The 12,637-nt window shown below is 69.1% G+C and carries 10 protein-coding genes; 2 read left to right on the top strand and 8 right to left on the bottom strand.

Annotated features, from left to right (window positions below):
• Nucleotides 1–14 precede the first annotated feature (14 nt).
• From OG306_RS24460 to OG306_RS24430, 7 genes are all read right to left on the bottom strand, one after another.
• Nucleotides 15–953: a type II secretion system F family protein gene (locus OG306_RS24460; protein ID WP_266748213.1), complete on the bottom strand. Its 939-nt coding sequence runs from the start codon at nucleotides 951–953 to the stop codon at nucleotides 15–17.
• A 9-nt stretch (nucleotides 954–962) separates the two neighbouring features.
• Nucleotides 963–2,300, bottom strand: coding sequence for a CpaF family protein (locus OG306_RS24455; protein ID WP_266748212.1), 1,338 nt, complete (start codon nucleotides 2,298–2,300; stop codon nucleotides 963–965).
• A gap of 68 nt (nucleotides 2,301–2,368) precedes the next feature.
• A complete protein-coding gene (locus OG306_RS24450) occupies nucleotides 2,369–2,773 on the bottom strand; it encodes a TadE/TadG family type IV pilus assembly protein (protein WP_266748211.1) in 405 nt (134 codons plus the stop codon).
• Nucleotides 2,774–2,776: 3 nt separating this feature from the next.
• Nucleotides 2,777–3,238, bottom strand: coding sequence for a TadE family protein (locus tag OG306_RS24445; protein WP_266748210.1), 462 nt, complete (start codon nucleotides 3,236–3,238; stop codon nucleotides 2,777–2,779).
• Nucleotides 3,239–3,253: 15 nt separating this feature from the next.
• Nucleotides 3,254–4,534, bottom strand: coding sequence for an AAA family ATPase (locus OG306_RS24440; protein ID WP_266748209.1), 1,281 nt, complete (start codon nucleotides 4,532–4,534; stop codon nucleotides 3,254–3,256).
• 7 nt (nucleotides 4,535–4,541) lie between these two features.
• Entirely contained in the window at nucleotides 4,542–5,249 is a 708-nt protein-coding gene (gene cpaB, locus OG306_RS24435; protein ID WP_266748208.1) for a Flp pilus assembly protein CpaB, read from the bottom strand.
• A gap of 75 nt (nucleotides 5,250–5,324) precedes the next feature.
• Nucleotides 5,325–6,191: a hypothetical protein gene (locus tag OG306_RS24430; protein WP_266748207.1), complete on the bottom strand. Its 867-nt coding sequence runs from the start codon at nucleotides 6,189–6,191 to the stop codon at nucleotides 5,325–5,327.
• A gap of 839 nt (nucleotides 6,192–7,030) precedes the next feature.
• Between OG306_RS24430 and OG306_RS24425 the strand changes: the two genes are divergently transcribed.
• Together OG306_RS24425 and OG306_RS24420 are read left to right on the top strand one after the other, a co-directional pair.
• The gene (locus OG306_RS24425; RefSeq protein ID WP_323184053.1) at nucleotides 7,031–8,752 is read left to right on the top strand and encodes a chitinase; all 1,722 of its coding nucleotides are present in this window, start codon (nucleotides 7,031–7,033) and stop codon (nucleotides 8,750–8,752) included.
• A 225-nt stretch (nucleotides 8,753–8,977) separates the two neighbouring features.
• The gene (locus tag OG306_RS24420) at nucleotides 8,978–10,987 is read left to right on the top strand and encodes a serine/threonine-protein kinase (protein WP_266905605.1); all 2,010 of its coding nucleotides are present in this window, start codon (nucleotides 8,978–8,980) and stop codon (nucleotides 10,985–10,987) included.
• Between the two features lie 87 nt (nucleotides 10,988–11,074).
• On the opposite strand, the gene OG306_RS24415 is transcribed toward OG306_RS24420, so the two are convergent.
• Nucleotides 11,075–12,550 (bottom strand): GntP family permease, encoded by a 1,476-nt coding sequence (locus tag OG306_RS24415; RefSeq protein WP_266748205.1) that lies wholly within the window; start codon nucleotides 12,548–12,550, stop codon nucleotides 11,075–11,077.
• Between the last annotated feature and the right edge of the window lie 87 nt (nucleotides 12,551–12,637).

Genomic DNA, 12,637 nt, shown 5'->3' with positions numbered 1-12,637 from the left:
GTGCGCCCCGCCCATCAGACGTCGATCCGGGACATGCGGCGGATCACGATGAATCCGATCGTGTACAGGGCGATGGAGACGACCACCGCGACCTGGCCGATGAAGGCGCCGGTCATGCGGTCGAGTGCGCCGGGCATGACCGCGTTCATCAGGAGCATGGCGCCCAGGCCGAACATCGGGACGGCGTAGGCGGTGACGGTGACCTGGGAGAGCTGTGTCTTGACCTCGCGCCGGGTCTCCTTGCGCTCCTCCAGCGTCTCCGTGAGGTTGCGCAGCGAGCTGACGACCGTACCGCCGGCCCGGTTGGACAGGACGAGGGTGGTGACGAGGACGACGAGTTCGCGGGAGGGCAGCCGGTCGGTCAGCTCGCTCATCGCGTCCTCCAGGGATTCGCCGACGGCGAGGCGTCGGGAGACCCGGGCCAGTTCCTCGCCCGCCGGGTCCTCCATCTCGTCGGCCGCCATGCTGATGGACGTACGCAGCGCGAGGCCGGCCTGGGTGGCGTTGGCGAGGATACGGGCGAGTTCGGGGAGCTGGTTGATGAAGCGTTCGGTGCGTTTGGTCCGCTGCCAGTTCAGGAAGGCGTTGGCGCCCCAGAGGCCGATGAGCGCGGCGACCGGACCGAAGAAGCTGGCGAGCATGGACGAGGCGATCATCCACAGTCCGGCCATGGCGAGGAGCGAGTAGACGAAGAATTCGCCCGGGGTGAGCTCCAGGCCGGTGGCGGCCAGCTTCAGTTCGAGCTTCCGGCCCAGACCCGTCTTGCGCAGCCTGGCGTCGAGGCCGCGGAATCGGCGATGGCGCCCGGTCTCCGGGATGTGGCCGGTGTGCGAGAGGCGGTCCACCAGGGCGTCCCGGTCGGCCTTCCCGCCGGAGTAGGCGTGCAGGCCCGCGACGCCCGTGACGCCGAAGAGCAGGGTGACGCCGATCGTGAGAAGAGGGAGATTCGTCATGGCGCGGTCCTAGTTGGCCTCTCGGGTGGCGAGCTGTTCGGCGGAATCGGCGACCCCGAAGGCCTGCGGGACGGGCTGGCTGGCCATGTAGAGACGCTCGGCGATCTTGCGCGGGATCGGGAGGTACTTGAACTCGCCGTTGATCCGCCCCTCGGCGTCCATCGGCTGGGCGTCGAACCGGGCGACGGTCACGATGCGGTAGGGATCGCGGCCGTGCGAGTCGAGGACGGCGATCTCGGTGATCTTGCGGGAGCCGTCGGCGTGCCGGGTGAGCTGGACGATGACGTCGACGGCGCTGTTGATCTGGTCGTGCAGTGCTTCGAACGGGATCTTGATCTCCGACATCGAGGCCAGAGTCTGCAGACGCATGAGCGCGTCCTCGGCGTTGTTGGCGTGGACGGTGGCGAGCGAGCCGTCGTGACCGGTCGACATCGCCTGGAGCATGTCGAGCGATTCACCACCACGGACCTCACCGACGACGATCCGGTCGGGGCGCATACGCAGGGAGTTGCGGACCAGGTCACGGATGGTGATCTGGCCTTTCCCCTCGACGTTCGCAGGACGGGACTCCAACCGGATCACATGGCTCTGCTGGAGCTGGAGCTCGGCGGAGTCCTCGATGGTGACGATGCGCTCGCTGTCGGGGATGAGGCCGGAGAGCGCGTTGAGGAGCGTCGTCTTCCCGGTGCCGGTGGCGCCGGAGACGATGACGTTCAGCTTGGCCTGGACGAGTCCGGAGAGCAGGATCAGCATCTGCTCGTCGAGCGAGCCGACGTTGATCATTTCCTGGAGCGTGAAGGCCCTCGGGAACCGTCGGATGGTGAGCGTCGCACCGCTCAGCGACAGCGGCGGGATGATCACGTTGACACGCTCACCACTGGGTAGACGCGCGTCAACCATGGGGTTCGACTCGTCGACGCGGCGGTTGACGGTCGAGACGATGCGCTCGATGGTCTGCATCAGCTGCTCGTGCGAACTGAAGCGCATCGGGAGCTGTTCGACCTTGCCACTGCGCTCGACGAAGATCTGGTCCGGTCCGTTCACCATGATTTCGGTGATGGACGCGTCTTCGAGGAGCGGTTCCAGAATGCCGAGACCGAGGGCCTCGTCGACGACCCGGCGGATCAGCTGGGTGCGTTCGACGGTCGAGAGGACCGGTCCTTCGCGGCTGATGATGTGGCTGAGCACGCGCTCCAGCCGGGCCCGCCGGTCTGCGGCGGCGAGCGAGGACATCTCCGCCAGGTCGATCTCTTCGAGCAGCTTGGCGCGGTAGGTGGCCACCATGTGGCTGTCCTCCCGCGCTCCGCCGTTCTTCTCGGGGGCGGCCATGCGTGCCCGCAGACTCATTCCGTAACTCCTCGTTCCGACTTGCTGGTTGAGCCGCTGGTGAAGCAGCGGCGCGTGCGCCGGGGGGGTCAGGTGCGGGGCATCGTGGAACTGCGTTCGGCCGGACCCCAGATATGGACGCCCGGGATGATGTCGGGCACGTCGACACTGATGGTGCAGGTGACCTTGTCGAAGGAGGCGGGCTTGTCGATGCTCTTGGCCCGGTCGGCGGTCCAGCCGCTCATCGCGTCCTTGGCTGCCTGCACGTCGCAGTCCCCCGTCGACATGCTGGCCATACGGGCTCCCGCCCGGGCGCCGGTCCCCGCCTGGTTGGCGGCGTACGCGGCGAGGCCTGCCTGGATCGCGAGGAGGCCGACCAGGAGCAGCAGGGGGAGGAAGCCCAGATACTCGATGGCGACCTGGCCGCGGTCGCGGCGGGGGGTGGCGGTGGTGGGAGCGGCCGTCCGGCCGGGTGTGTGCGTGCGCTTGCTCATCGCTCAGCCCTCCAGCGGGAACGCCGCGTTGCCGGTGACCGGGAACTTCCAGTTGAGGATGCCGGGTACCAGGATTGGTACCTGGAGTTTGACCTCGGCCGTGTACAGGCCTGACTTGGAACGGCACTTCGCCGACTTCAAGCCGTCCCGCCAGGCCTTCGGCAGGTGCTTCTCGGCCGTGTTCCGGCACTCCGTGAACCGCAGGCCCTGCGAGATGGCCCCCTTGTGCGCCGTCTCGTCCGCCGCGTTCCCCGCCAGGGAGAACGTGTAGCCGATCAGCGCGCACTGCCAGAGCGCGATCATCAGCAGGATGATCAGCGGTGTGACGCCGAGGAACTCGATCGCGGTCTGGCCTCGGTCGCGCCCCCGGCCGAAGAGGCGGACGCGGATTCCATCCCGCGCCGGGGCGGCGTCACCGTAACGCCTTCCCCGTCTCTCCGTGTCTTTCGTCTCGGTAAGTGCCATTGGTCAACTTGCCCCCTAGGTCGTCGGCCGGTTCCGGGAGTCGCGGTCGCGTCGGCGCCCGATCGAGCCTCGGTCGTTCTTGAACTTCGCGCCGCTCTTCGCGCCGCTCTTCTCCGCCTTGTCAGGAACCTTCACGATGCCCAGCTCGCCCGCAAGGGCCCAGAGGGCCTGTTTGACGGTGCTCTTGGAGTCGAGTTCATGCAGCCGGCCCGAGTCGACGACGCTCTGGAGCTCCTTGAAGTTCGCGGGAACGGCCGTGTTCGCCGTCCGGGTTCCGGTGATCTTCTCGATCAGCTGCGGCTGGATCTCGGTGTTGCGGATGAACCGGTTGACCACGGTGACCGTCTCCTCCGCCTTGCGGATCTGGAGCCGGTCCCACATGCGTACGAGGCGCTTGGCGCCGCGCACCGCGATCACGTCGGGGGTGGTGACCAGCAGCGCCGTGTCGGCCATCTCGATGGCCGCGGCGCTGGCGCCCTGGAGCTGGCTGCCGCAGTCGATGACCACGACCTCGTAGCGCGAACGCAGGGCGCTGACGATCTGCCGGGCCGAGCGGTCGCTGACCTCCTCGGCGCTCTCGCCCTCGCCGGGGGCCAGGAGCAGCGCGAGGCCGGAGCCGTGGCTGAACACCGCGTCGGACAGGACGCGCGGCGAGATGTCGGTGATGGTCGCCAGGTCGACGATGGAGCGCCGGAACTGCACATCGAGGTACGAGCCGATGTCACCGGCCTGGAGGTCCATGTCGACCAGGGCGACGGTGCGTCCGGACGTCTGGGCCGCCAGGGCGAGTTGTACGGCGGTGACGGTGGCGCCGACCCCGCCCTTCGCGCCGCTGACCGTGATGACCGTACCGCCGGGGCCGGTGAAGACATCGGCTCCGGCGCTCAGGTGGCGGCGGACGCCGACGGACCACTGGGCGGCGGACTGGACCCGGCTGGCCAGTTCCTCATAGTTCAGGGGCAAGGTGATGACGCCTCGCGCCCCCGACTCCATCGCGGACGAGAACAGGCCCGGTGTGACGTCGGCGGTGATGAGCACGACCCCGATGGCGGGGAAGCGCAGGGAGACCTCCCGGATCAGTTCCAGCGCCGGCACCGGGCCGATCCGCTCGTGGACCAGCACGACCTCGGGCAGATCGTCGAGCGATTCGCCCGCGAGCCGGGCGAGGGTGTCGATGAGCTGGGTCGAGTCACCGACCGGAGTCGCTGGTTCCGCGTCGGGGAGCTGGCTGAGCAGGGTGGTGACGGATCTGGCCGCGTCGATGTCACCGACGGCCGGGAGGATCCTGGTGGTCATGCGATCCTCACTTGTCCTTGTCGAGCGTGTAGGTGCGGTCGCCCGGGCGGATGGTGGCGTCGCTGCCGGAGGCCAGGAGCGCGAGGCGTACGTGCGCCGCGAAGGACTCGGCGTAGGCGATGCGCTGGGTGTCGAGCGTGTTGAGCGCGAAGGTGATCGGGACGGCCTCGGTGCCCATGTTGGACTTGCCGTCGCGGCTCGGCTCCAGGGCGGTGAGCTTGCCGACGTCCAGCACCTTGGCGTTGGAGACGATGACCTTCGACTGGGAGGGGTCGCCGTCGCGCTCACCGGCGAAGGTGGCGTAGATGTTGACCGTGGCGCCGGGCGTGATCTTGCCCGCGACGCCGGTCGCGGCGTCGATCATGATGGCGATCTCCTGCTCCCCGGGCTGCAGTTCGGGGCGCTTCTGCATCATGTCGGACTGGAGCAGTGAGCCCTTGCGCAGCTGGGTGACGGCGATCTTGCCGTTCACCTCGGAGAGATCGGTCACCGCGTTGGTGGACAGCCAGCGCTTCGGCATCGAGATCTTCTCGAACTGACCGGAGGACAGGGCTGTATAGGGCGCCACGTCGGATTTCAGCTGGTAGGCCGAGACCTCGGGGCCGACCTTGGAGTTGACGTCGCTGATCACCGAGAGCACGCCGGCGAAGGCGCCGAAGGCGCACAGGACCGACAAAAGCAGGAGTATCACGCCGCGGCGCTGGCGGGAGTTCATGGGCCGGACAACCTCGTTCGAATCGGATGCGTGGGGCAGCGGACAGAAGGGCGTCTACGGAGGAAAGCGGAAGCGCTAGAACTGCGGTGGTGCAGGCGCTCCCTGGCTGAGGACACCGGCGGGGTGCATTCGGCTCTCGGCCGCGGGCAGCGGGGAGGAGCAGAACCCGCAGCGGTCACCGATGAGCTCCATTCCGCACCAGTGGCAGTTCTCGCGACGTACGGAGGACACCAATTGGTACAGGACGGAGATGTCTGGAAGATAGGCGGCGAATTCCACCAGTTTTCCGGTTCCCCACCAGGCCGGGGAATCGGACGGAAGCGGTGCCTCGTGAATGGACTGGACCTGCCAGGCGGGTGCGAGAGTCCGCTTCACCCATTCCGATGGGGACTGCCCCTTGGCGGTCACCAGGTCGGTGGCGAACTCCGGGCCGGTCGGCAGGACCGCCTTCGGGCCGACCTTGACGAGCTGCGGGTCCGGTCCCGCGACCACGACGAACTGGGAGCCCGGCACCCAGGACGTGGCGTGCGTCCTGAGATCGACCGGGACCCGGTCGAACTTGGTGACCGAGTTCAGCAGGGCGCCCGCGTGGATGTAGTGGGACAGCAGCCGGGCGGCGGAGGCGACCACTCCCGGGCTGAAGTCACAGATGGACAACTGGCGCAGCTGCCTGACGAGTACGGCGACACCCAAGGGGGGGAGGTCCACCTTGAGCAGCGCGATGCGGTCGCTCTCCAGGACGGAGCGTACGGAGTACAGGCGGCGCTCGTGGGCGGGCGCGATGCTGGCCGGGTAGACGGCGACGACGTACCCGTGCTGTTCGAGCAGCACGTGCATGTCGCCGATGGCCATCTCCAGCGCCTGGGCGTCGGGAGCCTGCAACAGGGCGGCTGTCGGTGTCTGCTGATCGGTCGGAGGTAGTACTAGATCAGCACTGGTCACTGCTATTGCGGTCGGCACGCTGTTCCCCGTTTCGGCTCCGGCCAAACGCCGGTCATGACGTAGGCCGCAATCGCTCCTGCTCCGCGGTTCTGCCTCAGCACTTTATCCACGTCTTACCTGGCAGAGAACACTTTTCGGAGGCCAGTACGACAACACGTATGAGATGTCCGGGCAACGCCCCCGTGCTAAATCGGACCAAATCCGAAACGGTTAACTTCTGTACCACTGCGGAGTGTTACGAATCCATCTTTCGATTATCTGCGGCCGGAATTCATTTCCGCACGTCAGGCCGGATGCGGAACCGGCGGCCCGGCGGCCGGGCGAGGGCCGGACCGTCACTGTCCGGACATCTGGGTCACGTCACCCGCACGGGGCACGCCGAGTCAACAAAACGTCAATCCCTGGGGGCCCAAGGCCGTTCCGGAACCTGCGCGGGGGCACTCGGGGGTGGCCGGCGGGTAGCCGACAGGGAGGGCGACAGAGCGGGCGGAGAGCGGGTCGGCGAACGCGGTACGCGCGGCTCTCGTTGCCAGAGGTCTTGACAACTTGATTGGTCTGGACCAGTTTATCGGCCAGCGGTGACCCCCGTCGCCCGGCTCCACTCCCCCTTCATCCCCGCGCCACTCCAAGGACAGCCCGAGGTACCGCCGGTCAACCCCGCCGGCTCGTCCCCGGGCACCCCGAGCACCCCCGCTCGGGCGCTTCCCCCAGCACCACCGCCCGGCATCCCAACACCCCTGCTCGGGCGCTTCCCCCCAGCACCACCGCCCGGCATCCCAACACCCCTGCCAGGCATCCCCCAACTCCCCCACGGAGGCAGCAAAGTGGAACCTTCCCCCATCAGCGACCACAGACTCCGCAGGCGCCACACGCGGCCGCTCCTCGGTGGCGCCCTGGCCGTCCTCGCGGCCGGCGCGCTGACCGCCACCGGCCTCGTCGGCAACGCCCAGGCCGCCGATGTCAACGTCGCCAAGAACGCGGGCTTCGAGTCGGGGCTCGCCAACTGGACCTGTTCCGCCGGCAGCGGCACCACGGTCTCCTCCCCCGTGCACGGGGGCACCGCCGCCCTCAAGGCCACCCCGGCCGGCCAGGACAACGCACAGTGCACCCAGACCGTGGCCGTGAAGCCCGACTCGACGTACACGCTCAGCTCCTGGGTGCAGGGTGGGTACGCGTACCTCGGCGCGAGCGGCACCGGAACCACCGACGTGTCGACCTGGTCCCCCGGCTCGACCAGTTGGACCCAGCTGACCACCAGTTTCAAGACCGGGCCGAGCACCACCTCGGTCACGGTGTACACGCACGGCTGGTACGGGCAGGCCGCCTACTACGCGGACGACATCTCGGTCAACGGCCCCGACGGAGGCGGCGGCACCGACCCCACGCCCGAGATCCCCGCCGCGCCCGCCGGACTCGCGGTCGGCGCGACCACGTCCTCCTCCGTGGCCCTGTCCTGGAACGCGGTGTCCGGCGCGACCGGCTACACCGTCTACAAGGACGGTACGAAGGCCACCACGTCCACCGGGACCTCCGCCACGATCACGGGCCTGGCCGCCGACACGGCGTACCAGTTCGCGGTGTCCGCGACCAACGCGGCCGGTGAGTCCGTCAAGTCCGCCACGGTCGGCGGCCGTACGGCCAAGGACGGCGGCGGCAACCCCAACCCCGGCACCTCGGTGCCCAAGCACGCGGTGACCGGGTACTGGCAGAACTTCAACAACGGCGCGACCGTGCAGAAGCTCAGCGACGTACCCGCGAACTACGACATCATCGCGGTCTCCTTCGCCGACGCCACGACCACCCCGGGTGCCGTCACCTTCAACCTGGACACGGCAGGCCTGAACGGCTACACCGTCGACCAGTTCAAGGCCGACATCAAGGCGAAGCAGGCCGCCGGGAAGAACGTCATCATCTCGGTCGGCGGTGAGAAGGGGTCCGTCTCGGTCAACAGCGACGCCTCCGCGACCAACTTCGCCAACTCCCTCTACTCGCTGATCCAGGAGTACGGCTTCAACGGCGTCGACATCGACCTGGAGAACGGCCTCAACTCCACGTACATGACGAAGGCGCTGCGCTCCCTGTCGCAGAAGGCGGGCTCCGGCCTCGTCATCACGATGGCCCCGCAGACCATCGACATGCAGTCGGCGTCGGGTGAGTACTTCAAGACGGCGCTCGGCATCAAGGACATCCTGACCGTCGTCAACACGCAGTATTACAACAGTGGTTCGATGCTGGGCTGCGATGGGAAGGTTTACTCGCAGGGCTCGGTGGACTTCCTCACCGCGCTCGCCTGCATCCAGCTGGAGGGCGGCCTCGCCCCGTCCCAGATCGGCCTCGGCGTCCCCGCCTCACCCAGCGGTGCGGGCAGCGGCTACGTGGCGCCCTCGGTCGTGAACGCGGCCCTGGACTGCCTGGCCTCGGGCACCAACTGCGGCACCTTCAAGCCCTCGAAGACCTACCCGGGTCTCCGCGGCGCGATGACCTGGTCGACCAACTGGGACGCCAAGTCGGGCAACGCCTGGTCGAACGCGGTGGCCCCGCACGTCCACGGCCTGCCGTAACCCCGTCCGGCACCAGTGACCAGCAGCGCCGCCGCTCCCCCGGCGGCGCTGCTGCATGTACGGGGTCGGGGGCTGTCCCGGGCCGGTCCACGGGGCCGGGGTCGGGGGCCGTCCCGGGCCTGTACAGGACCCGGGCGCTTTGTCCCGGGCAGGTCCGGCCCATGGCCTCCTGGGCGCCCGCGTGCCACCGTGGTGGGAGCGCGGTGGTGCGACGGGGGGAGTGACATGGCCGGGGCGCGGGTTCAGGCGCTGGGCGCGGACGATCCGACGGTGCTCGGGCCGTACCGGCTGATCGGGCGGCTGGCCTCCGGCGGCATGGGGCGGATCTACTTGGCCCGGAGCGACGGCGGACAGGGCCCCGGGGAGTCCGGCCGGGGAGCCGAGGGCGCCGGGGGGCTCGTCGCGGTGAAGACGCTGCTCGCCGAGGGGGAGGTCAGCGATGTCGACCGGCGGCGGTTCGCCCGGGAGGTGACGCTCGCACAACGGGTCGACAGTGCGCACACGGCACGGGTACGGGACGCCGACCCTGGCGCCGAGCGGCCCTGGATGGCCATCGACTACATCGCCGCACCCCCGCTGTCCGAACTGGTGCGCACCTGCGGGGTGTTGCCCGCCTCGGCCGTGCGATGGGCGGCGGCCGGCACCGCGGAGGCGCTGGTCACCCTTCACCGGGAGGGCATCGTGCACCGTGATGTGAAGCCGCAGAACGTTCTGCTGCCGCTCGCCGGACCGCGGCTGATCGACTTCGGCATATCCCACGCCAACGACCTCACCCGCACCAGCCTCACCCTGGGCACCATCGCGTTCACCTCGCCCGAGCAGGCGCGCGGCGAGCCGTCCACGGCCGCCTCGGACGTGTACTCGCTGGGCGCGACCCTGTTCCTGTTGTCCACCGGGCGGCCGCCGTACCGCGCGGACGGCGACACCCTGCGCCTGCTCGCCCGGGTCCAGCGCGGCGAACTCGACCTCGACGGGCTGCCGAAGGAGCTCGTCCCGACGATCCGCCCCTGCCTGGCCGCCGACCCTGCCGAACGCCCCACGCCCGCCGGTCTGCTCGGCCGGTTCCGGGCGGAGCAGGCCGGAATGCCGGCGACGCACAGCGGCAGTCGCTGGCTGCCGCCGCGCTGGACGGCACTGATCGAGGAGTACGCGGCCCAGGGCCGGGACCTCGCGCGCACGAACCGGATCGAACCGGAGGCTCCGACCGTCGACCAGCGCACGAGCATGGTGCCGCCGCCGAACACCACCCGGATGTACACCGAGGAGCGCGAGGCACACCTGCGGCAGCTGCGGGAACGCGAACGGATCCTGCGGGAACGCGCCGAGCAGGAACGGCAGCGCGCCGCCGAGGAACACGAGCGCGCCGAGCGCGAACGCGCGGAGAAACGCGCCGCACGGGAACGGCAGCGCGCCGCCGAGGAACACGAGCGGGCCGAGCGGGAGCGGGCCGAGCGGCGTGCACGTGCCTCGTCGGCACGGCCGTCGTCGGCCTCGTCCACGTCATCGTCCCCGTCCTCGTCGGCGCCCCGCCGTACACCGACACCACCCGCGGCACCCGCACCACCGGCGGCGAAGAAGTCCTCCGGCAGCGGCTGGCTGCTCGTCCCGGTCGTCTTCTTCGTACTCGTGATCTGGCGGCCCTGGGAGCTCTTCGATACGAGCAGCACCGGCAGCAGCGCGTCCGGCGGGAGTGCCTACGGTTCCACCGCGAGGCAGACGCCCACCCCCACGCCCACCCCCGACGCCACGGATCTGGCGTTCCGCGCCGTGCGCTCCGGTGACTGTCTCAACGTCTACGACGACGGGCACGGGAGGTGGAGCGCCTCGACGCCCATCCGGGTCGACTGCGCATCCGCCAACGCCTATGTCCATGTCACCAGCGCCACCTCCACCTCCGGTTCCCCCGACGACTGCAGCAGCGAGAACGGCCGCGGCGAGTGGCACCACTCGGCGGACGACGGTTTCGACACGACCCTGTGTCTGTCGCGCAAATTCCGTAAGGGCCAGTGCTTTCCCGCCGATCTGAAGGGGAACGGCCAGGCCGATCTGATGGTGGTCTGGAACTGCAGCTCCGACCGGGTGCCGGTCGCGGGCTACTCCATCCTGCAGATCACCGGCTACTTCAGCGCGCCCAAGTCGTACAGCGGCCAGGTCTGTCCGGCGGGCGCCGGGGAACGGTACTGGTATTGGAAGGTGGACGGAAACAAGAACATCGTCTGTACCCGCCAGTCCTGACCCGGCACCCGTGCACCCATGCACCCGGCACCTCCCGGCACCCGTGCACCCGGCAAACACCATGCCGATCCCCCGCGCCCGCGTATGTCAGATCACCAGGCTCAGCAGCGCCGCCACCGCGAACCCCGCCACCGAAAGGACCGTCTCCAGGACCGTCCAGGACTTCAGGGTGTCGCGTTCGGAGATGCCGAAGTACTTCGACACCATCCAGAAGCCGCCGTCGTTCACGTGCGAGGCGAAGATGGAGCCGGCCGAGATCGCCATGATGATCAGGGCGAGGTGCGCCTGCGACATGTCCTGGCCCTCGACGAGCGGGACGACGATGCCGGCCGTGGTGACGATCGCGACCGTCGCCGAGCCCTGCGCGACGCGCAGCACCACGGAGATCAGCCAGGCGAGCAGGATGACCGGCAGGCCGACGTCGTTGAAGGTGTCGGCGAGTGCGTCCGCGATGCCGCTGCCCTTGAGGACGGCGCCGAAGATGCCGCCCGCGCCGACGACGAGCAGGATGTTGCCGACCGGCTTCAGGGAGGAGGTGGACACCGCTTCGAGGGACTTGCGGGACCAGCCGCGGCGGATGCCCAGCAGGTAGTACGCGAGCAGCAGCGCGATCGTCAGGGCGACGAACGGGTTGCCGAAGAACTCGATGACCGATCGGAGGGTGGAGGGGTCCAGCGCGATGGAGGAGAACGTCGCGGCGAGGATCAGCACCAGCGGGGTGCCGATGATCGTGAGCACGGTGGCGAGCCCGACCGGCTCCTCGCGCGGAGTGACCCCGGCGGCCCGCTGTTCGGCGACGACCGCGGCCTTGGCCTCCTCGGCTGCGTCGACCATGTCCTGCGGGACGTCGACGAAGATCCGCTTGCCGATCCAGGCGGCGTAACCCCAGGCGGCGAGCACGGACGGGATGCCGACGACGGCGCCCATCAGGATGACCCAGCCGAGCGAGACGTGGAAGAGCCCGGCGGCGGCGACCGGGCCGGGGTGCGGCGGCAGGAAGGCGTGGGTCATCGAGAGACCCGCGAGCAGCGGCATCGCGTAGAGCAGGATCGACTTGCCGGAGCGTTTGGCGGCGGCGTAGACGATCGGCGCGAGGACGAAGATGCCGACGTCGAAGAAGACCGGGATGCCGAAGATGAGGCCGGTCAGGCCCATGGCGAGCGGGGCGCGCTTCTCACCGAAGAGGTTCAGCAGGCGGGCGCTCAACACCTCGGCGCCGCCGGAGACTTCGAGGATCGCGCCGAGCATCGTACCGAGGCCGATGATGATCGCCACATGGCCGAGGATGCCGCCCATGCCGGATTCGATGACGGAGACGGCGGCGGACTTCTGGACCGTACCGAAGAGTTCGGTGACGGACAGACCGGCGCCCAGGCCGACGGCTATGGAAACGGCGAGCAGCGCGACGAACGGCTGCAGCCTGACCTTGATGATCAGGAAGAGGAGGAGCGCGATACCGAGGGCGGCGACGGTCAGCAGACCGGCGGTGCCGTCGATGAGCAGGAGGAGTCCACCGGTGTGGGGTGGTGTCTCGGCCGGTTGCGGGGATGCGGCGAGCAGCATGGGCAACTCCGTTGTCGGAGACGGTTTTTGGGTAGGGGGTCCTGAAGGTCTTGGCCGGATCGGGGAGCGGGGTCTGGTGCGTGCAGC

It is taken from the genome of Streptomyces sp. NBC_01241 (genome assembly GCF_041435435.1).
Taxonomy (GTDB): Bacteria; Actinomycetota; Actinomycetes; order Streptomycetales; family Streptomycetaceae; genus Streptomyces.
The sequence above is the reverse complement of the archived record's forward strand: the minus strand, read 5'-3'. Positions and strand labels throughout refer to the sequence as shown.